Below are 19,900 nucleotides of genomic sequence, written 5' to 3'. Positions count from 1 at the left end.
GCGCGCGGTTCAGCGCCGCGCCGCCTCCAGAAAGGCGTCCAACATGGGGGTGGGATCGAGTTGCTCGTCATCCCCCGGGACGTGGAATTCCGGGTGCCACTGCACCCCAAAGACAAAGCCCCGACCCTGGTAGCGCAGGGCCTCGATGACCCCATCCGGCGCCGTGGCCTCCACCACCAAGTCGCGCCCCAGCCGCTTGACGGCCTGGTGGTGGATGGAGGCAACCTGGCGGCCGGGCAGCCGGCCGTTCCATTGCTCCAGTCGCCCGCCGGGGGCCAGCGTCACCGGGTGGCGGTGGCGGTCGTAGTGCGGGGTTTCGTGGGCGATGGCACCGGGCACGAGGGTCGGTATGTCCTGCAGCAGGCTGCCGCCAAAGGCCACGTTGATCAACTGCATGCCGCGGCAGATGCCCAGGATGGGCTTGCCCGCCTCGAGGAATTCGTGCACCAGCTCCAGCTCGTAGGCGTCGCGCACCGGGTCGCCGGCCCACTCGGGCTTGAGCGGCTCTTCGCCATAGGCGCGCGGACTGACGTCGGCACCGCCTTGCAGGATCAGGCCATCCAGGTAATCGGCGTAGTCGCGCACCCGGATGCTGCTGCGCTGCAACGCGCCGTCTTGCAGCACCGAGGGGATCATCAGCACCAACGTGTCGCGCGAGGCCGCCCATTGCGCCACGGACTGCTCCAGCACCTGCAGGGTCTTGGTGCGCAAACCGGCGGCCCCGGCCTCGGGGTGGTGGATGCGGGCGGACAACCCGATGTGGACAGGGCGACGGCGACCGAACATGAGATACCGCTACTGGCGCCACGAACTCGCGCTACAGTAGGCCCATCATAGCACCCGCCCCCGGGTCCCGCCACTTCGCTGCCCCATGCCCCCGATCGCCCCTGCGCCCCACCCGCTGCGCGACGTGCGCGCCCTCGTGTTCGATGTCTTTGGCACGCTGGTCGACTGGCGCACCTCCATCGCGCGGGAGGCGCGTCAGGCACTGGCGCCGCTGGGCATCGAGGCCGACTGGCTGGCCTTCGCCGACGCCTGGCGGGCGCAATATCAGCCCGCCATGGCGCGCGTGCGCGAGGGCGCCCTGCCGTACTGCAAGCTGGACGATTTGCACCGCCTGAACCTGGACGCCGTGCTGGCCGCGTGGGGGCTGGCGCACCGGGTGGATGAAGCCACACGCGCACACCTGAACCGGGCGTGGCACCGACTGGACGCCTGGCCCGACGTCACCGCCGGCCTGCGCGCCCTGCGGCCGCGGGTGCTGCTGGCGCCCTGCTCCAACGGCCACATCGCGCTGATGGTGCATCTGGCGCGGCACAACGGCTGGGTGTGGGACGCCATCCTGGGCGCCGAACTGGCGCGGGACTACAAGCCCAAGCCCGGTGTGTACCGCGCGGCGGTGGAGGCCCTGGACCTGCCCCCCCGGTCCGTCATGATGGTGGCGGCACATTCGGACGATTTGGCCGCTGCCGCCCAGGCGGGGCTGCGCACCGCTTTCGTCGCCCGCCCGGACGAACATGGCCCCGGCCGGGGCGAGCGCCGCGCGACCGTACCCGTGGATGTGGAAGTGAGCAGTCTGTCCGAGCTGGCCGAGCGGCTGGGGCCTGGGGACGGCCCGGGCGCGTGCTGACGGGCGCCGATCGGTGCGGATGGGGGCCAAGCCATGCGGATGGGCAGCCGCCGGCTCAGCGCGTCATCAACAGTTGGGCGGCGACCGAGGCGGCGATCACCTCCGGCTCCTTGCCCATCAGACCGGGGATGCCGATGGGGCAGGTGATGCGCGACAGCACCGCATCGTCGTGCCCCCGCGCCCGCAGACGGTTCTGAAACGCGGCCCACTTGGTGCGGCTGCCGATCAGCCCCACGAAGGCCAGATCGTCGCGCGTGCGCAGCCGCTGCAGACAGGCGTCTACGATGGCCAGGTCCTCCGCATGGCTGAAGCTCATGATCAGCACCCGGCTGTGCGGGGCCAGACCGTGTACGGCTCGCTCCACGGGGTCGGAATGCTCGGCCACCACGGCGGGCGGCAGGTCTTGCGGGAAGACGCCATCGCGGCTGTCGATCCAGGTCAGCGCGAAGGGCAGCGGCCGCAGCGCCCGCTCGATGGCGCGCCCGACATGGCCGCCACCGAACAGCGCCACGGGCAGGCGCGCTGCCGTCCAGGACTGGCGTAGCGTGGCCGCGTCGGCCGCCGTGACACGCCGCAGCCGCACATGCACCACGCCCCCGCAGCACTGTCCCAGGCGAGGCCCCAGCGGATAGCGCAGCCGTTCGCCCGGCGCATCGCCCCCGCCGTCCAGCCGGGCCCGGGCATGTTGGATGGCCTGCCACTCCAGTTGCCCGCCGCCGATGGTACCCACCACGTCCCCAGCGGTCACGAGCATCCAGGCGCCGGCCTCGCGCGGCACCGAACCCTCGCCGCGCTCGACCACCACCAGCGTCCCGGGCCCGTCCGCCAGAGCCGCCAGCGCGCCGTCCAGATCGCCCCCGCGCAACTGCCATCCGTCCATGCCGTCATTCATGGCGCCAGTATCGCCGGGGTTGAAAGGCCCGGGCCATTGGCGCACAATCCGCCGAGCTTCAACCACGGGACGGAGCGCTCGCGTCGCCGTCCCTACGCTCCGATGGCTTTGACGTTCGATTCGCCCCTGCCGCCCGCGCCCCGACGACCCGACGCGCATGACCGGCTGCGCGTCTGGGGTGGGGTGGCACTGGTGACCGCGGTGCTGGCCGGCTGTGCCACCCCCCCGCCGCCCCAGGCCGAGGCCCCCGCCCCACCGGCGACCGTCGCCCTGCCGCCCCCGGCACCCGTGCCGGCCCCAGAGCCCCCGTTCACGGGCAAGGTCTCGCTCGCGACGAACGAGCGCGACTACCGCCGCGACGGCGCCCAGCATCTGTACGAGCACTACGGCGACCGGGTGTTTCGTGGCAAGCTGCCCCCGCTGATCCAGGCCGTGGGCGTGATGCGACTGGATATCGGCCCGCGCGGCGAGCTGCGCCGCTTCGAATGGATGCGCGCGCCGGACCATGTGCCCCACGTCAAGGCCGAGATCGAACGGCTGGTGCGGGCGGCGGCCCCCTTCCCCGCCCCCCAGCGGCTGGGCGGGGTCAGCTACACCGACAGCTGGCTGTGGGACAAGAGCGGCACCTTCCAGCTCGATACGCTGACCGAAGGCCAGCTCGACCGTATGCCCCCGGCACCGGCACGGGCGACCAAAGCCACCACAAGCCCCGCGGCCGGCCGCCCGGCGGCCCAATCGCGCCGGGCGCCCGCGACGGCAGCACGCAAGGTGCCAGCAAGCAGCACCGCCACCCGCGTCGCCCAAGGCGAGGACGCGGCGGCCCCACCCGCTCAACTGCCGCGGTAGGTGGAATAGCTCCAGGGGCTGACCAGCAGGGGCACGTGGTAGTGCGCCTGCGGATCGGCCACCCCGAAATCCAGCGCCACGCGGTCCAGAAACGGCGGCTGCGGCAGTGCGACCCGGCGGAACCGAAAGTAGTCCGCCACCTCGAACACCAGCCGGTAGGTGCCGGCGTTCAACTCGCCCGTCGCGAGCAGCGGACCGTCCGGGTTGCGCCCATCGGCGTTGAGCACGACGCGCTTGATCAGCCGGGGCTCGCCCGCGCCCGTGGCCAAGAGGGAAACCGCCATACCAGCGGCCGGGCAGCCGTGCATGGTGTCGAGGACGTGCGTGCTCAGGCCCATGGCGCCTCCAGATCGGGGTGTCTTGTGCACCAAAGTGTATACAGATTGCGGCCTTTGTGGCTATGATGCACCCATGGCCCACACCAGCACCCGCGACATCGTCGATGCGCTGACGCGCGCCATCGTCGAGCACCGGCTGCTGCCCGGCACCAAACTGCCCGAGCTGCGCCTGGCGGCGCACTTTGGCGTCTCGCGCACACTGGTGCGGCAGGCCCTGCACCAGTTGGCGCAAAACCGCCTGGTGCGGCTGGAGCCGGCGCGGGGTGCCTTCGTCGCCGCCCCCTCGGCGGACGAGGCGCGCCAACTGCTGGCGGTGCGCCGCACGCTGGAGGTGGACCTGGTGCGCGGGCTGGCCGGACACCTCGGCGCGGCCGAACTGCACACCCTGCGCCAGCATCTGCGGACCGAGCAAGCCGCCATCGCCCGGCACGACGTCACAGGCCGCAACCAGTTGCTGGGCGACTTCCACCTGCGGCTGGCCGAACTGTCGGGCAATCGGGTCCTGGCGGAAATACTGGGCGAGCTGCTTTCGCGCAGCGCCCTCATCACGCTGATGTACCAAAACGACCCGGCCGCCCGCCACTCCAGCGACGAGCATGTGGCCATCGTAGACGCACTGGCCGCGGGCGACGGCGAGCGCGCCGCGCGCCTGATGGCCGAACACCTGGAACACGTGGTGGCCGGCCTGTCGTTCGACCACCCCCGGCCCAGCGCCGATTTGGCGCTGGCGCTGACCTGACGCCGCCCGCCCCATGTCCACCGTGTACGACAGCACCGCCCCCTATCCGCGCGACCTGATCGGCTACGGCCGCCGCCCCCCGCACGCGCGCTGGCCGGGGGGTGCGCGCATCGCGGTGCAATTCGTCCTGAATTACGAAGAAGGCGGCGAGAACTGCGTGCTGCACGGCGACGCGGCCAGCGAGACGTTTTTGTCCGAAATGTTCGCGCCGACCGCCTACCCCGACCGCCACCTGAGCATGGAAAGCATCTACGAGTACGGCTCGCGCGTGGGGGTCTGGCGCATTCTGCGCGAGTTCGAATCCCGCGGTCTGCCGCTGACCGTATTTGGCGTGGCCAGCGCACTGCAGCGCCACCCCGAGGTGGCGGCCGCCTGCCGGGCCGCCGGCCACGAAATCGCCTGCCACGGCCTCAAGTGGATCCACTACCAGCAGGTGGACGAGGCCACCGAGCGCGCCCACCTGGCGCAGGCGGTGGCCATCCAGACCGCCCTGACCGGCGAGCCCCCGCTGGGCTGGTACACGGGGCGCGACAGCCCGAACACGCGGCGGCTGGTGGTGGACCACGGCGGCTTTCTGTACGACAGCGACTACTACGGCGACGACCTGCCGTTCTGGATGCGCGTGCGCCGCAGCGACGGCACCGTGGTGCCACACTTAGTGGTGCCGTACACGCTGGACTGCAACGACATGCGGTTTTCGCTGCCGCAGGGCTACTCGCACGCCGATCCGTTCTTCCACTATTTGCGCGACACCTTCGACGCGCTGTATGCCGAGGGCGATCCGGACGGGCTGGATCGCCCGCAGATGATGAGCATTGGCATGCACTGCCGGCTGCTTGGGCGCCCGGGCCGCATCGGAGCGCTGCAACGCTTTTTGGACCATGTGCAGCGGCATTCGCACGTTTGGGTGGCGCGGCGGGTGGACATCGCCCGCCACTGGCGCGACACCCACCCCTATCCGACCGCTTCGGAGGGCACGGCATGACGACCGGCATCCCCGCGCTCGATGCCCTGAATGTCGCCCCGGTGGACGAGGCGTGCGCGCGGCTGGATGGGCTGTACGAGCATTCGCCGTGGATCGTGCGCGCGGCGCTGGCGCGCCGTCCGTTCGCCACCCCCGCAGCCCTGATCGCCGCCTGCGCCGACGTCGTGGACCGGGCCGATGTGCAGGCGCAATTGGCGCTCATCCGCGCCCACCCGGAGCTGGCCGGCAAGGCCATGGTGGCCGGCACGCTGACCGCCGAATCCACCGATGAGCAAAGCCGCGCCGGTCTGACGCACTGCACGCCCGAGGAATACGCCTCGCTGCAACGGCTCAACGCCGAGTACCGGGCCCGCTTTGGCTGGCCGTTCATTCTGGCGGTGCGCGGACCGCGCGGCCGGGGGTTGTCGCGCGCGCAGATCATCGCCGCCTTCGAGCGCCGGCTGCATGCACACCCGGACGACGAGCGGCGCGAGTGCCTGCGGCAGATCCACCGCATCGCGGAAATCCGCCTGCACGACAAGCTGGGCTGGGAGCCCACCGCCGGCCATGCGGTGTGGGACCAACTGGCGGCCCTGGCACGCCACAGCGAACACCCTAAACACCTGACCGTGACCTACCTGAGCGCGGCGCACCGCGCCTGCGCGGCGGACATCGTGGCGTGGATGCGGGCGGCGGGCTGCGACACGGTGGACACCGACGCCGTGGGCAATGTGGTGGGGCGCTACGCCGGGCAGCGGCCCGATGCCCCGTGGTTATTGACCGGCAGCCATTACGACACGGTGCGCCACGCCGGCCCCCACGACGGCCGGCTGGGCATTGCGGTGCCCCTGGCAGCGGTACACGCGCTGCACGCGCGCGGCGAGCGCCTGCCCTTCGGCATCGAGGTGGTGGCCTTTGCCGAAGAGGAAGGCCAGCGCTACCCGGCCACTTTTCTGGGCTCGGCCCCGCTGGTGGGTGCGTTCGACCCCGCCTGGTTGGACCTGACGGATGCGGACGGCATCCCGATGGCCGAGGCCATGCGCCGCGCGGGCCTGCCCGGCACCCAGGCCGCCATCGCCGCCTGCGCGCGCGACCCGGCACGCTACCTGGGCTTCGTGGAAGTCCACATCGAGCAGGGGCCGGTGCTGTCGGAGGCCAACCGGCCGCTGGGCATCGTCACCGGCATCAACGGCAGCGTGCGCTGGCTGGGCGAATACACCGGCGTGGCCTGCCACGCCGGCACCACCCCGATGACGCAGCGGCGCGACGCCGCGGCGGGCGCCGCCGAGCTGACCCTGGCCGTGGAACGGCTGGCGCGCCAGCACCCGGGCACGGTCGGCACGGTGGGCATCTTGGAGGTGCCCGCGGGCTCGATCAACGTGGTGCCGGGGCGGTGCCGCTTCAGCCTGGACCTGCGCGCCCCCACGGACGCCGCCCGCGACGCCCTGGCGCGGGCCGTGCTGGAGGCCGCCCATGCAATCGCCGCGCAGCGCGGCCTGGCGCTGACGCTGCGCGAGACGCTGCGCGCCAGCGCCGCCCCCAGCCACCCCGACTGGCAAGCCCGCTGGGAGCGTGCCGTCGCCGCCCTGGGCCTGCCCCTGCACCACCTGCCCAGTGGCGCCGGCCACGACGCGATGATGCTGCACCGCCGTCTGCCCCAGGCCATGCTGTTCGTGCGCGGGGAAAACGGCGGCATCAGCCACAACCCGCTGGAGTCCACCACCAGCGACGACATCGAGCTGGCGGTGCAGGCCTTTGCGCGCCTGCTGCGCGATCTGGCGGCCGAGTTGGCCTGACCGCCCTCGCCCTCCCTCCCTCTCGCTTTGCCACCCCACTGCCATGACCCGCTGCCCCGTGGACCACGCTGCGCTGGACGCCTGGATCGACGCGCACTTTGACGAGCAGGTGCGCTTTTTGCAAACGCTGGTGCGGGTACCCACCGACACCCCGCCCGGCGACAATGCCCGCCACGCCGAAGTGACCGCCGCAGCGCTGGAAGGCCTGGGCTGGGCGGTGGAGCGCCACCCAGTGCCGGCCGAGGCAGTCCAGGCCGCGGGGCTGACCTCGATCACCAACCTGATCGTGCGCCGGCCCTACGGCGACGGCGAGGCGGCGCGCCACCCGGTGATCGCGCTCAACGCCCACGGCGACGTGGTCCCCCCGGGTGATGGCTGGACGCACGACCCCTACGGCGGCGAGATCGTGGACGGCAAGCTGTACGGCCGCGCGGCGGCGGTGAGCAAAAGCGACTTCGCCACCTACGTCTATGCGGTGCGGGCGCTGGAGGCCGCCGCCCGCCCGAGGCGCGGCACGGTGGAGCTGCACTTCACCTACGACGAGGAGTTTGGCGGCGAGCTGGGACCTGGCTGGCTGCTGGAGCGCGGCCTGACGCACCCCGACCTGATGATGGCCGCCGGCTTCAGCTACCAGGTGGTCACCGCACACAACGGCTGCCTGCAGCTCGAAGTCACCGTGGAGGGCGAGATGGCGCACGCCGCCATCCCCGACACCGGCACGGACGCGCTACAGGGTGCCGTGCACATTCTGCAGGCGCTCTATCGGCTCAATGCCGAGTACTTGGCGGTGCGCTCGGGGGTGGAGGGCATCACCCACCCGTACTTGAACATCGGCCGCATCGAAGGGGGCACCAACACCAATGTCGTGCCCGGCAAGGTGGTGTTCAAGCTGGACCGCCGCATGATCCCGGAGGAAGACCCGGCCGAGGTGGAAGCCGCGCTGCGCCACACGATCGCGCAGGCGGCCGCCGGTTTTGCGCCCCCGCGGGGCGGCCGGGCGTTGACGGTGACGGTGCGCCGGCTGCTGCTGGCCCGCGCCATGCGCCCGCTGCCCGGTGCCCGCCCGCTGGTGCAGGCGCTGCAGCGCCATGCGCAGGCCGTGCTGGGCGAGGCCATCCCCGCCGTCGGCACGCCGCTCTACACCGATGTGCGGCTGTATGTGGAGCGTGACATCCCCGGCGTGATCTATGGCGCGGGGCCGCGCACGGTGCGCGAATCCAACGCCAAACGGGCCGACGAGCACCTGGTGCTGGAGGACCTGCGGCGCGCCACCCGGGTGGTGGCGCGGGCGCTGGCCGACCTGCTGAGCGGCTGAGCGCCCCAGCGCCGCGTCAGCGCACCAAAGTCACCTGGGCCTTGGCTTTCTCACGCACCTCGGACGCAACCGATCCCATCACGAGTTCCAGCAGGCCGGTGCGGCCGTGGGTGCCCATCACGATCTCGTCGATGCCGTTCGCTTCGGCAAAGCGGCAGATCACATCGGCGGGGTGGCCGACCAAAATGTGGTAGCGGTAGGGTATCCCGGCTTCGTCCAGCCGCTGGCGAGCGCCAGCCAGCGCCGCCAGCGCCTCTGCGCGGTAATAGTCCTGCAGATTTTCGAGGCTGACAAAGGAGCGGACGTTGCCGTCCACGGGCAGTTGCACATTGATGAGGTGCAACTCCGCCCCCTCCGGTTGGGGATGATCGCGCAACCACTGAACGAGCGCGCGCTCGGCGTGCTCGGAGCCGTCGATGGGAAACAGTATTTTGCTCACGGTGTCACTCCTTGGACGGCAGGCCGTCAGCGCTGGTCGTCGTGGGGCGACTGCGCCAGGTCGACCAGGGGTTGAGGGGCACGAGATTGACGCCGGGCGAGCCACGATCCCACCGCGACCACCAACCCAGCCCCTGCCACCGACGTCACGTAGTGCAACCAGCCCGGCATGCCTTCCAGATAGGGCTTGAGCACCACATCGGTGACCAGCATACCCCCGCCAATCCATCCCAGCAGCCCGGCACCCAGGGAGATTACGATGGGGAATCGATCCATCAGCCGCAGCACGAACTGGCTACCCCAGACGATGATCGGAATGCTGATCAGGATCCCCAACACCACCAGCGTCATCTCACCTTTCGCGGCTCCGGCAACCGCGATGACATTGTCCAGGCTCATCACCGCATCGGCGATGACGATGGTCTTGATGGCGCCGAGCAAGGTGGTGGCGCCTTCGATGTTTTCGTGTCCTTCGTCTTCGGGCTGCAACAGCTTGATGCCGATCCACAGAAGCAGCAAGGCACCGACGATTTTGAGGAAGGGCAGTGCGAGCAGCTGCAGGGCAAAAAAGATCAGCACGATGCGCAACAGGATGGCGCCGGCGACGCCCCACAGGATCCCGCGGTTGCGCTGTTGTGGCGGCAGTTTGCGGCAGGCCAGGGCGATCACCACCGCGTTGTCGCCCCCCAGCAAAATGTCGATGGCGATGATCTGGAGAACCGCAACCAGAAACGCAAAACTGAAGTAGTCCATGACGGCATTGCTCAGGGGGAAGGCGACCGCTCGGACACGGTCGCAGACGGGGGCACATCCGCCACGGCAGAGGCGGCTGGGCGGTAGAACAGAGGATAGCGCCGCTGCACGACCGGACTGTCGAACGCCCAGGTCAGGCACGTGCCCAGGTGCGGCGGGGGGCGCCCGTCGTCCCCTGGCGCAAAGGCGTCCGGCGCCCGCGTCTGGAAGGCGGCCGTGGCCAGTTGCACCAGCAAGTCGCGCAGATGGGTGCAACCGCGCTCGCCCCCCAGGCGCTGTTCGATGATCTTGCGCCAGCCGCGCCCCATACGCTCACCGATGAGGCCGCGCAGGGGCGCCATGGTCTGCGGACACGGCGCGTGCGGATGGGCATCCATGGCGACGGCGATGTCGTGGATGGTCCATGCGTCGTCCAGCGTCACGCGCAGGTGCATGTGGTGGATGGGCTGGCCAGGCAACCAGGCACCTTCGCCCTCGATTTCGAAACCGTAGGGCTTGACGTCGGTCAGCTCCGCCTCGATGTCCCACAGACCGTCATCGCGCCGGTAACCGCGGAACTCGGCGCGGCGGGTGTGCATGGGCTGGCGGGCGGCAGGCGGTGGCAGTGGCAAGGTGACGGCTCCTTCGGGTACCCAAACGGGTGAAAGCGCGATTGTCCCCCGATTGTCACGAAACGCGCGACGGGGGCGCTGTCGGTTGGGTGACGCGGGTCAGTCGGCCGGCGGCGGCAGTCCCGCCAGCACGGCGACGTCGTCGCGCAAATCGGCCGCCCAGGTGCGGCGGTCGCGCCCGTCCGCCGTTTGGGGCACGCCCCAATGCAGGTGGACGGCCAGATCGGTGGCGGTGAGCACGCGCCAGACGGAGGCGAGCAGCGTCGCATCGCCCACGTACACCGGGGCGTCGTGGCGGGCCAGGGCATCGGCCACCGCCCCCGCGGGCCGGTAGGCCAAGCCCAGGGGTTGGACCGGGGCGCCCGTGGCCACCGCCGCCTGCAGCAGGTTGGCGTGAAAGGGCAGCACGGAGCGGCCATCGCTGGTGGTGCCCTCCGGAAACACGGCCAGCACATCGCCCGCCTGCAGCCGCTCGGCCAGGTGGTGCACCACCCGCAGGGCGTCGCGCTTGCGGTCGCGCTCGATGAAGAGCGTGCCGGCCCCCGCGACCAGCCGGCCCAGCAGGGGCCAATGGCGCACGTCGGCCTTGGAGACGAAGCGGCACGGCCGGGCCGCGTCGATGGCCAGGATGTCCAACCACGACACATGATTGGCCACGACCAACAGCGGGCCGCGGGCGGGCGGCGCGCCGTCCACCCGCAGCGCCACGCCCAGAATGGCCAGCGCGCGCGCGGACCACGCCTGGATGCGGGCGGCACGGGTGGCCTCGTCCCATTGCGGAAAATACCGCCAGACCGTCCACAGTCCTCCGACCACGTGCGCGAGCAGCTGGGCGCCGCGCCACAGCGCGCGCACCCCGCGGCAGCGCCGCGCCGGGCCCGGCTCAGGCCTCGGCATCGAAGGCGACATGCCCGCCGACCAGCGTGGCCCGCACGCTCGCGGGCAGCGCGTGGCCCTCGAACGGCGTGTGGCGGCCCTGGCTGCGCAGCCGGGCGGGGTCCACGCGCCAGGTGGCCGCCGGATCCAGCACGCACACATCGGCCACGCCACCCACGGCCAGGCGGCCGACGCTGGCCTGCAAGGTCCCCAGCCGCGCACCCAGCACGCGCGCCGGCCCGGCCGTCAGCACCTCGGCGGCACGGGCCGCCGGCACGCCATCCTGCTCGGCCCACTTGAGGGCCAGGCCCGCCAGCAGCTCCACGGCGGTGGCGCCGGGTTCGGCCTCGGCAAACGGCACCGCCTTGGCATCGGCCGAAACGGGGTTGTGGTCCGACACCAGCGCATCGATGGTGCCGTCGGCCAGCGCCTGGCGCAGGGCGTCGCGGTCGCGCTGCTGGCGCACCGGCGGCTGCAGGCGCAGCCGGGTGTCGTAGTAGCCGATGTCGGTGTCGGTGAGCAGCAGGTTGTGCACGCTGACGTCGGCGGTCACGGGCAGGCCTTCGGCCTTGGCCTGGCGCACCAGGGCCACGCCAGCCGCGGTACTCAGCCGGCACACATGCAAGCGCACGGACGGCGTCGCCGCGGCCGCCCCCGCAGCGGCGGCTACCCCGCGCAGCAGTTCGAACAGCGTGTGCAGCGCAATCACCTCCGACGCCGCCGGCACGCCGGACAGGCCCAGACGCGTCGCCAGCGGCCCGCTGGCCATCACGCCTTTGGACAGCCACGGCTCCTCGGGCCGCAGCCACAGCGCGTAGCCAAAGGTGGCCGCGTACTGGAAGGCGCGCTGCAGCACCTGGGTGTTGACGATCGGCCGGTCCGCCTGACCAAAACCCACGCAGCCCCGCTCGGTGAGCTGCACCATCTCGGCGAGCACCTCGCCCTGCAGCCCGCGCGTCAATGCGCCCAGAGGGAACAAGCGCGCGCGGTGCAGCTTTTCGGCGCGCGCCTTGAGCATGTCCACCAGGCCTGGCTCGTCCAGCACGGGGTCGGTGTCGGGCGGGCAGACCAGGCTGGTGACGCCACCCGCGACGGCCGCGGCGGTCTCGCTCTCCAGCATGCCGGCGTGTTCCTGGCCCGGCTCGCGCAGGCGCACGCTCAGATCGACCAGCCCCGGCAGCACCCAGCAGCCGCTGGCGGCGATCACGCGGTTGGGCGCGAAGTCGGCTGGCGCGCTGCCGATGCCGATGATGCGGCCCGCGGCGATGGCGACATCGGCCACGCGGTCGGTGCCGCTGGCGGGGTCGATGACCCGGCCCTGTCGGATGAGTATCTTCATGCCTCGTTCCCCGCGATGATGCCCATGACCGCCATGCGCACCGCAATGCCAAACGTCACCTGCGGCAGCACCACGCTCTGCGCGCCGTCCACGACGCTGGAGTCGATCTCCACCCCGCGGTTGACAGGGCCGGGGTGCATGACGATGGCGTCCGGCTTGGCCCAGCGCAACCGCTCCGGCGTCAGGCCAAAGCTTTGGTGAAACTCTTGGCTGGAGGGCAGCAGCGCACCGCTCATGCGCTCGTTCTGCAACCGCAGGGCGATCACCACGTCGCAGTCGCGGATGCCCTCCTCCAGCGAATGGCACACGCGCACGCCCAGGTGCGACAGGTCGCTGGGCACCAGCGTGCGCGGGCCCACCACCCGCACGTCCGGGCAGCCCAGCGTCGTCAGCGCGTGGATGTCCGAGCGCGCCACGCGCGAGTGCAGCACGTCGCCCACGATGGCCACCGAGAGCTGGGTAAAGTCCTTTTTGTAGTGCCGAATGGTGTACATGTCGAGCAGCCCCTGCGTCGGGTGCGCGTGGCGGCCGTCGCCGGCGTTGATGACGTGCACATGGGGCGCGACGTGCTGCGCGATCAGGTACGGGGCGCCGGACTCGCTGTGGCGCACGACGAAGATATCCGCCGCCATCGCCGACAGGTTGGCGATGGTGTCCAGCAACGTCTCGCCCTTGGCGGTGGAGGAGCGCGCGATGTCCAGGTTGAACACGTCGGCCGACAGGCGCGTGGCGGCGATCTCGAAGGTCGTGCGGGTGCGCGTGCTGTTCTCGAAGAACAGGTTGAACACGCTCTTGCCGCGCAGCAGCGGCACCTTCTTGACCTCGCGGTCGTTGACGCTGACGAACTGCACCGCCGTGTCCAGGATCTGGGTCAGGATGGCGCGCGGCAGCCCCTCCGTGGACAGCAGGTGGATCAGCTCGCCATGGCGATTGAGTTGAGGGTTTTTCATGGCACGGATTCCGGGGTTCAGCCCAGCCGGGGGGCGGCACGGTCCAGCAGCACGAAGCCAAAACGCCCGTCGCCGTCCTGCACCAGCTCGAAGGACTGGTGCGCGGGCAGCGGCAGCCGCACGGCCGCGGCGTCGGCCGCCACCGGCAACTCGCGTCCGCCGCGATCCACCAGCACCGCCAGCCGCACGCTGGCTGGCCGACCGTAGTCGAACAGTTCATTGAGCACCGCGCGCAGGGTGCGCCCGGTGTAGAGCACGTCGTCGATCAGCAGCACATGCGCCCCCTCGACCTCGAAAGGCAGGTGCGTCTGTGCGCCCGCCGGGGCCAGGCCGCGCTGGGCGTAGTCGTCGCGGTGCAGCGTGGCGGCGATGACGCCGGGCGCACCGGGCAGGGCCAGCTCGCGGTGCAACCGGACGGCCAGCCACGCACCGCCCGAGACGACGCCCACCAAGTGCGTCGGCTGCGGCCCACTGACCAGCAGGGCCTGGACGGCCCGGCGCAGCTCGGCATACAGGGCCTCGGCGTCTAACGGCAGGACACCGGCGGCGCCCGCGGCGGCGGGGGCGGGATCGGCGGTCATGGCAGGCTCCTCAAAAATTGCTCCAGGATGATGCAGGCCGCGCCCGCATCGGCATCGTCGGCCCCCAGGGCGTGCGCCTCGGTGCTGCTGTAGCGCTCGTCCACCTCCACCACCGGCAAACCGCTGCGGCCGTGCAACTGCCGCGCGAAACGCCGGGCGCGCTGCGTCTGCTCGTGCGGGGTGCCGTCCGGGTGGCAGGGCACCCCCACCACGAGGGCGTCGGGCCGCCACTCGCGGATGACGGCCACCAGGCGCTGCCAGCGGGCGTCGCCCTGCGCCTGCACCGTGGGCAACGGCGTGGCCGTGCGGGTGATGGCGTTGCCGCTGGCCACGCCCACCCGCCGCTCGCCCCAGTCGAAGGCCAGAAAGGTCTGCGCGCCTGCCGGCACCGCGCCCCAGGTGGTCATGCCCGCCCCGCACCCGGCGCCAGCATCCACGGCTGCACGCCCAGCAAGGCCATGGCGCGCTCGTAGCGCTCCTCCAGCGGCACCTCGAACAGCAGGGCCGGATCGGCCGGCACGGTCAGCCAGGCGTTGTCGCCCAGCTCCGACTCCAGCTGCCCCTCGCCCCACGAGGCATAGCCCAGCGTGATCAGAATCTGGCGCGGCCCCGCCCCGGCGGAGACGGCTTCCAACACGTCGCGCGAGGTGGTCAGCTCCAGCCCGCTGCCCGCCACCTTGAGCGACGAGGCGTAGACCGTGGGGCGCCCGCTGGGCGCTGCAGTCCCCTGCGCAGCGGAGGCCGGGGCATCGGCCTCAGGCACGGCCCCCGCGGCCTGCAGCAACGCCGGCACGGCCGATGCCGGTGCCGGGGCGTCGGCGACCGCGCGGGGCGGCTGCGCCACCATCAGCGGCAGCGGCTCGCCCATGTCCTCGTGCAGCACGAAGCCGCGCTCGGTCTGCAGCGGCCCACCCCGCAGCACTGGCATCCCCGCCCAGTCGGGGCGGCCCAGCGGCAGGTCCAGCCGCTGGAACAAATCGTCGATCGTGATGCCGCTGGGCTTGTTGACGATCAACCCCAACGCCCCCTTGGGCGTGTGCTCGCACACATACACCACGCTGTGGCCGAACAGCTCGTCATTCAGCCCGGGCATGGCGATCAAAAAGTGATGCGTCAAGTTGACGGGGGCGTCGTCTGCGGACATGGGCCGATTTTAGTGGCCGGCCTCGGCGGTGTTGGTGACTTGGTGCGCCTGTGCTAGATTGCCAGCTCCCCCACCGCCGCATTCGCCATGAGCCGACTGACCATCACGCTAGACGACGGTCTGCACCAGGCCCTCAAGGAGGCCGCCGTTCGTCAAGGGCGCTCCATCAACAAAATCATCGAAGAAAGCCTGGTGATGCGGGGCATCAAGCCGGTGCACAGCGCACGCGCCTTGGTGGCGCAGGCCCGTCAGCGAGCGGGGCTGGCGGAGGCCGACGCAATGGCGCTGTCCGTCGAGGAAACCCGGCGAATCCGCGGCGCATGAGCCGGTGTTTCATCATCGACACCAACGTCTTGGCGGCGGGGCTGATCACGGGGGATCGAAACAGCCCGACCGCCCAGATCCTGGATGCGATGCTGGCCGGGCGCCTGCCATTTTTGCTGTCGCCCGCGCTGCTGGACGAATACCGGTGCGTCCTGCTGCGGCCCAAGCTGCGCCGAGTCCATGGGTTGACCGAAGCCGAGATCGACACGATCTTGACCGAGATCGTCGCCAACGCCCTGTGGCGAGACCCTCCGGACGACCGCCAGCATACGACACCCGACCCGGGGGATGCCCATTTGTGGGCCTTGCTGGCGATGGAGCCCACCGCGGCACTGGTCACCGGGGACCGGCTGCTGCACGTCCACCCGCGCCCGGGCAGCACCATCCTCAGCCCGGCTGACTGTCTGCCGCTGATCAACCCCTGACTGGCATGCCCACCGCCCCCAAGCACTACGACACCGGCCTGATGTGGTTTCGCCGCGACCTGCGGGCCGAGGACAACGCCGCGCTCTACCATGCGCTCAAGCACTGTCGCCGGGTGTGGTGTGTGTTCGTGTTCGACACGGCGATTCTGCAGCCCCTGCTGGCGCGTGGTCTGACGGCGGACCGGCGTGTGGAGTTCATCCACGAGAGCCTGATCGACCTGGACGAGCAACTGCGCGCCCTGGGGCGCTCCAACGGGGTGGACGGGGTGGGACTGATCGTGCGCCACGGCGCGGCCGCCGAGGTCATCCCGCGTCTGGCGGCCCAGCTTGGCGCGCAGGCGGTGTTTGCCAACCACGACGACGAGCCCTATGCCCGCGCGCGCGATGCCCAGGTGCTGGGCGCGCTGGCGCACGGGGGGGCGGTGCTGCAGACCTTCAAGGACCATGTGGTTTTCGAGCGGCACGAGGTGCTGACCGGCAACGGCCGGCCGTTCACGGTGTTCACGCCGTACCGCAATGCGTGGCTCAAGGCGCTGACGAACTTTCAGCTCAAGGCCTATCCGGTGGAGCGCTACGCCGACGCGCTGGCACCCTGCCCGACCGATCTGCCGCCGGGCGTGCCGCCGCTGGAAAGCCTGGGCTTTGCGCGCACCAATCTGCGCGAGCTGAAGGTGCGTACCGGCAGCCGTGGTGCCCGCGCGCTGTTGGAGGACTTCGCCACCCGCATCGAGCACTACCACCAGGCGCGCGATTTCCCGGCGGTCAAGGGACCCAGCTACCTGAGCGTGCATCTGCGCTTTGGGACCCTGAGCATTCGGACCGCGGCGGGCTTGGCCCACGGGCTGCACCGGCAGGGGCTGGCGGGCGCAACCGCGTGGCTGTACGAGCTGATCTGGCGCGACTTCTACCACCAGATCCTGGCCAATTTTCCGCAGGTCGGCGAAGGCCGCGCCTTCAAGCCGGAGTACGACGCCATCCGCTGGGAGCGCGGCAAACACGCCGAGGCGCTGTTCGCCGCCTGGCGCGAGGGCCGCACCGGCTACCCGCTGGTGGACGCGGCAATGCACCAGCTCAACCGCACGGGCTACATGCACAACCGCCTGCGCATGGTGGTGGCCAGCTTTTTGACCAAGGACCTGGGGTTGGACTGGCGCTGGGGCGAGCAGTACTTTGCGGATCACCTGATCGACTTCGATCTGGCGGCCAACAACGGCGGCTGGCAGTGGGCGGCCTCCAGCGGCTGCGACGCACAGCCGTACTTTCGCATCTTCAACCCGGTCAACCAGAGCCAGAAGTTCGATCCGCAGGGCAAATTCATCCGCCGCTACCTGCCCGAGCTGGCCGCGCTACCCACCGAGGCGCTGCACGCGCCCTGGCTGGCCAAACCGGCCGATCTGCAGGCCGCCGGGGTGGTGCTGGGGCGGGACTATCCCACGCCGATCGTGGACCATGCCGAGGCACGCGCCCGCACGCTGGAGCGCTACGCCGTGGTCAGAAAGGGCTGAACCCGCGACCGCCCGGCGGCGCCAGCCGCGCATAGGCCGCGACGAGCGCGAGCAACTCGTCCTCGGCATAGGGCTTGCCCAGGTAGTGGTTGACGCCCAGCGATTCGGCGTGGGCGCGGTGCTTGTCCGCCAGCCGGGAGGTGACCATCACCACCGGCAGATCGGTCCAGCGCGGATCGTTGCGCAGGGCCCGCACCAGCTCGAAGCCGTCCATGCGAGGCATCTCGATGTCGCACAACAGCAGCGCCCCCAGCCAGAACAAGGGCATCAGCGCCGCCCCCTCGCGCCACTGGCCGGCCAGCTCGGCCGCAGTCAGCTCCGGGCCACGGACGCGGCGCACCGCCTCCACCCAAGGCACGGGCAGACCGATCACCCGATCATCCACCCGCACCAGCACCACGGCGGTGATCGCCGTCGTCAGCGGGACCACCAGATGCCAGCCGGTCCCGCCCCCGGCGGGCTCGAAGCCCTCGATCCGTCCCCCCAGGGCGAGCAGCTCGCTGCGCACCGCATCCAGCCCGATGCCACGCCCCGCCCACTCATCCACTTGGGCCGCAGTGCTGATGCCCGGCGCCAGCGCACAGCGCACCGCGTCGTCGCGCGCGAAGGGCGCATCCGCCGGGTGCAGTCCGGCCGCTACGGCGCGACGGCGCAAGCCCTCCAGATCCAGCCCGGCGCCGTCGTCGGTCAGCGTCAGGCTCAGGTCCTGCCCCTGCACCTGTAACCCGAGGGCGATGCGCCCCGCGGGCGGCTTGCCCGCGGCGACGCGCGCCTCGGGCGACTCGATGCCGTGCACCACCGCGTTGCGCAGCAGGTGCTCCAGCACCGGTACCAGCCGTTCGAGCACAGCGCGGTCCAGCACCGCGGCACCGCCCTCCAGGCGCCACTCGACGGTGCGGCCGCGGGCCTCGGCGGCTTGCCGCAGACTGCGAGCCAGGCGCTCGGCCACGCTGTCGAAGGGCACGAGCCGGGCTTCCAGCAGCGCGCGCTGTCCGTCGCGGGCCTGGCGCTCCTGCGCGGCCAGATGCCCTTCGGCAGCGGCCACCGCGCGCTGCATCTGGTGCTGCACGGTGGCCACGTCGTCGATGGATTCGGCCAACAAACGGGTCAGCTCCTGCACGCGGGTGTAGCGGTCCAGCTCCAGGGCATCGAAGCCGTCCGGCACGGGGCCCGAGACGCGGGCCGGCGTCTGGGATTCGGTCTGGCGCTGCAGCTCGCGCCATTGCTGGCGCAGCCGCTCGACGTTGGCGGCCATGTCGCGCAGCGAGCGGCGCAGCGCCCCCAGCTCTCCGCCGAGCCGCTGGCGGTTGGCCAGTTGGTCCGTCACACCGGCGAGCAGCCGCTCGATCAGGTCCGCCCGCACGCGCAGCACCGGATCGGGCTCCCCCGGCGCGGGAGGCGGGGAAATTGGGGAAAGCGGCGAACACGGGGCTGGGGCGACTGGCGGGGATCCGGCCGCGTCACTGCGGCCGGCCTGCTCGGCCTCGACCATCCAGGCGTCCAGGGCCCGACGCAGGGCCGGCGGCACGGGGCCGGCGGCGGGCACGGCCAGCACCTGGGCTTCCAGTGCGTGCGCCTGCTCCGCCAGCGCCACCAGACCCGCCAGGCGCGCCCCGCCTTTGGCGGTGTGCAGCAAACGCAGCAGCTCCGCCTGGGCGTCGCCATCGCCGCGGTCGGCCCAGCGGGCCAGCGCGGCCGACAGGCGCGGCAGCAGGTCGGCGGCTTCCGCCCGAAAGTCGTCGAGGACGGCTGGGGCCGCCGAAGCGGCGGCGGTCGGCCCCGGCACGGGTTCGAGCGATGATGGAGACGGCGGTGCCTCGATAACGGGCGCAACGGGTGCGACCGACGCCATCGGCACCGGCGGCCATTCGGCCAAAGCCGCCAAGGTCTCGGCGGCGGGTTCGCGGTAGCAGCCCGCAGCCAGTTGGTGCAGCAGCCCGCGCAGCTCGCGGGAGGCACGCGCCACGACGGCCCGATCGTTCGCCGGCGGCGCAGGGCGGGTGGCAACGCGCAGCAGCGCCTCCTCCAGCGCGCGCGCGAGCGCGGCGAGCGGAGCATGCCCGATGGTGGCGGCCTGTCCGGCCAGCGCATGGGCCCGCTCGGCGGCGGCCCGCACATCGGCGGCTCCACCGGCGCCACCAGCGCCATCTCCCCCGTCGGCCCACTCGTCCAGTGCCTGCTCCAGCGCCAGGGAATGCGCATCCGCCTCCTGCAAAAAGACGTGGTACAGCTCCGAATCCAGCAGCAGCGGGCCGATGCGGATCGACGCCGGCTCGGGCGGGGGGGCGGGCCGCGCCTCCTTGGGTTCGCCCCCCTGCAGCGCGGCTTCGACCTCGGCGAGGCGACGCGCCTCGTCGGCCGGTGGGCCAGCAGCCGTTCGATGGCGCGCGGGGCATCGCCGAGCACGTGGCCGTGTGCTGGCAGGATGTAATGG

General features: G+C 71.4%; 22 protein-coding genes. 9 read left to right on the top strand and 13 right to left on the bottom strand.

Annotated elements, in window-relative coordinates; translation table 11 throughout:
* Nucleotides 1-9: 9 nt before the first annotated feature.
* On the bottom strand, nt 10-786 hold the full coding sequence (locus ACK4TH_RS09950) for a gamma-glutamyl-gamma-aminobutyrate hydrolase family protein (RefSeq protein ID WP_068610602.1): 777 nt from the start codon (nt 784-786) through the stop codon (nt 10-12).
* 85 nt (nt 787-871) lie between these two features.
* On the opposite strand from ACK4TH_RS09950, the gene ACK4TH_RS09945 reads away from it, so the two are divergent.
* Nucleotides 872-1,630: a haloacid dehalogenase type II gene (locus tag ACK4TH_RS09945; protein ID WP_409625849.1), complete on the top strand. Its 759-nt coding sequence runs from the start codon at nt 872-874 to the stop codon at nt 1,628-1,630.
* A 55-nt stretch (nt 1,631-1,685) separates the two neighbouring features.
* Here the strand turns inward: ACK4TH_RS09945 and xdhC are convergent, their stop codons facing one another.
* Nucleotides 1,686-2,522: a xanthine dehydrogenase accessory protein XdhC gene (gene xdhC, locus ACK4TH_RS09940; RefSeq protein WP_409625846.1), complete on the bottom strand. Its 837-nt coding sequence runs from the start codon at nt 2,520-2,522 to the stop codon at nt 1,686-1,688.
* Between the two features lie 102 nt (nt 2,523-2,624).
* Between xdhC and ACK4TH_RS09935 the strand changes: the two genes are divergently transcribed.
* Nucleotides 2,625-3,368: a hypothetical protein gene (locus tag ACK4TH_RS09935; RefSeq protein WP_409625843.1), complete on the top strand. Its 744-nt coding sequence runs from the start codon at nt 2,625-2,627 to the stop codon at nt 3,366-3,368.
* On the opposite strand, the gene uraH is transcribed toward ACK4TH_RS09935, so the two are convergent.
* Nucleotides 3,353-3,706 (bottom strand): hydroxyisourate hydrolase, encoded by a 354-nt coding sequence (gene uraH / locus ACK4TH_RS09930; RefSeq protein ID WP_409625840.1) that lies wholly within the window; start codon nt 3,704-3,706, stop codon nt 3,353-3,355. The two genes, ACK4TH_RS09935 and uraH, sit on opposite strands and share 16 nt — an antisense overlap.
* Before the next feature lie 73 nt (nt 3,707-3,779).
* Here uraH and ACK4TH_RS09925 point away from each other — a divergent pair, with 73 nt between their 5' ends.
* Genes ACK4TH_RS09925 through ACK4TH_RS09910 form a run of 4 tightly spaced genes read left to right on the top strand, consistent with a single transcriptional unit; the run spans nt 3,780 to nt 8,520 of the window.
* Nucleotides 3,780-4,445: a GntR family transcriptional regulator gene (locus tag ACK4TH_RS09925; protein ID WP_409625837.1), complete on the top strand. Its 666-nt coding sequence runs from the start codon at nt 3,780-3,782 to the stop codon at nt 4,443-4,445.
* A gap of 13 nt (nt 4,446-4,458) precedes the next feature.
* Complete coding sequence (gene puuE / locus ACK4TH_RS09920; protein ID WP_409625834.1) at nt 4,459-5,430, top strand: allantoinase PuuE; 972 nt, start codon at nt 4,459-4,461, stop codon at nt 5,428-5,430.
* The gene (uraD, locus tag ACK4TH_RS09915) at nt 5,427-7,205 is read left to right on the top strand and encodes a 2-oxo-4-hydroxy-4-carboxy-5-ureidoimidazoline decarboxylase (protein ID WP_409625831.1); all 1,779 of its coding nucleotides are present in this window, start codon (nt 5,427-5,429) and stop codon (nt 7,203-7,205) included. The genes puuE and uraD overlap by 4 nt, the downstream gene beginning before the upstream one ends.
* Before the next feature lie 43 nt (nt 7,206-7,248).
* On the top strand, nt 7,249-8,520 hold the full coding sequence (locus ACK4TH_RS09910) for a M20/M25/M40 family metallo-hydrolase (protein ID WP_409625828.1): 1,272 nt from the start codon (nt 7,249-7,251) through the stop codon (nt 8,518-8,520).
* A gap of 16 nt (nt 8,521-8,536) precedes the next feature.
* Here the strand turns inward: ACK4TH_RS09910 and ACK4TH_RS09905 are convergent, their stop codons facing one another.
* From ACK4TH_RS09905 to ACK4TH_RS09865, 9 genes are all read right to left on the bottom strand, one after another.
* A complete protein-coding gene (locus ACK4TH_RS09905) occupies nt 8,537-8,959 on the bottom strand; it encodes a universal stress protein (protein WP_409625825.1) in 423 nt (140 codons plus the stop codon).
* 26 nt (nt 8,960-8,985) lie between these two features.
* A complete protein-coding gene (locus ACK4TH_RS09900) occupies nt 8,986-9,711 on the bottom strand; it encodes a TerC family protein (protein WP_409625822.1) in 726 nt (241 codons plus the stop codon).
* An 11-nt stretch (nt 9,712-9,722) separates the two neighbouring features.
* Complete coding sequence (locus tag ACK4TH_RS09895; RefSeq protein ID WP_409625819.1) at nt 9,723-10,322, bottom strand: DUF2889 domain-containing protein; 600 nt, start codon at nt 10,320-10,322, stop codon at nt 9,723-9,725.
* A 99-nt stretch (nt 10,323-10,421) separates the two neighbouring features.
* A complete protein-coding gene (locus tag ACK4TH_RS09890) occupies nt 10,422-11,231 on the bottom strand; it encodes a lysophospholipid acyltransferase family protein (protein ID WP_409625817.1) in 810 nt (269 codons plus the stop codon).
* Nucleotides 11,206-12,537 (bottom strand): dihydroorotase, encoded by a 1,332-nt coding sequence (locus ACK4TH_RS09885; protein ID WP_409625814.1) that lies wholly within the window; start codon nt 12,535-12,537, stop codon nt 11,206-11,208. Before ACK4TH_RS09885 ends, ACK4TH_RS09890 begins: the two co-directional genes overlap by 26 nt.
* On the bottom strand, nt 12,534-13,487 hold the full coding sequence (locus ACK4TH_RS09880; RefSeq protein ID WP_409625811.1) for an aspartate carbamoyltransferase catalytic subunit: 954 nt from the start codon (nt 13,485-13,487) through the stop codon (nt 12,534-12,536). Before ACK4TH_RS09880 ends, ACK4TH_RS09885 begins: the two co-directional genes overlap by 4 nt.
* 17 nt (nt 13,488-13,504) lie before the next feature.
* The gene (pyrR, locus tag ACK4TH_RS09875) at nt 13,505-14,068 is read right to left on the bottom strand and encodes a bifunctional pyr operon transcriptional regulator/uracil phosphoribosyltransferase PyrR (protein WP_409625808.1); all 564 of its coding nucleotides are present in this window, start codon (nt 14,066-14,068) and stop codon (nt 13,505-13,507) included.
* Complete coding sequence (ruvX, locus tag ACK4TH_RS09870; protein ID WP_068606574.1) at nt 14,065-14,475, bottom strand: Holliday junction resolvase RuvX; 411 nt, start codon at nt 14,473-14,475, stop codon at nt 14,065-14,067. The genes pyrR and ruvX overlap by 4 nt, the downstream gene beginning before the upstream one ends.
* Nucleotides 14,472-15,212 (bottom strand): YqgE/AlgH family protein, encoded by a 741-nt coding sequence (locus ACK4TH_RS09865; RefSeq protein ID WP_409625805.1) that lies wholly within the window; start codon nt 15,210-15,212, stop codon nt 14,472-14,474. Before ACK4TH_RS09865 ends, ruvX begins: the two co-directional genes overlap by 4 nt.
* 87 nt (nt 15,213-15,299) lie before the next feature.
* On the opposite strand from ACK4TH_RS09865, the gene ACK4TH_RS09860 reads away from it, so the two are divergent.
* From ACK4TH_RS09860 to ACK4TH_RS09850, 3 genes are read left to right on the top strand one after another with little or no spacing between them, the layout of a single operon-like run.
* A complete protein-coding gene (locus ACK4TH_RS09860) occupies nt 15,300-15,536 on the top strand; it encodes a CopG family transcriptional regulator (protein WP_409625802.1) in 237 nt (78 codons plus the stop codon).
* Nucleotides 15,533-15,961 (top strand): putative toxin-antitoxin system toxin component, PIN family, encoded by a 429-nt coding sequence (locus ACK4TH_RS09855; protein WP_409625799.1) that lies wholly within the window; start codon nt 15,533-15,535, stop codon nt 15,959-15,961. The genes ACK4TH_RS09860 and ACK4TH_RS09855 overlap by 4 nt, the downstream gene beginning before the upstream one ends.
* Nucleotides 15,962-15,966: 5 nt before the next feature.
* Complete coding sequence (locus tag ACK4TH_RS09850; RefSeq protein ID WP_409625796.1) at nt 15,967-17,466, top strand: cryptochrome/photolyase family protein; 1,500 nt, start codon at nt 15,967-15,969, stop codon at nt 17,464-17,466.
* On the opposite strand, the gene ACK4TH_RS09845 is transcribed toward ACK4TH_RS09850, so the two are convergent.
* On the bottom strand, nt 17,453-19,900 hold a 2,448-nt coding region (locus ACK4TH_RS09845; protein ID WP_409625793.1), incomplete at its 5' end, for an Hpt domain-containing protein. The two genes, ACK4TH_RS09850 and ACK4TH_RS09845, sit on opposite strands and share 14 nt — an antisense overlap.

The sequence above is a fragment of the Tepidimonas sp. genome (assembly GCF_046292505.1).
GTDB lineage: Bacteria > Pseudomonadota > Gammaproteobacteria > Burkholderiales > Burkholderiaceae_C > Tepidimonas.
Note: the sequence above shows the minus strand (reverse complement) of the source record. Positions and strands in the feature narration are given on the sequence as shown.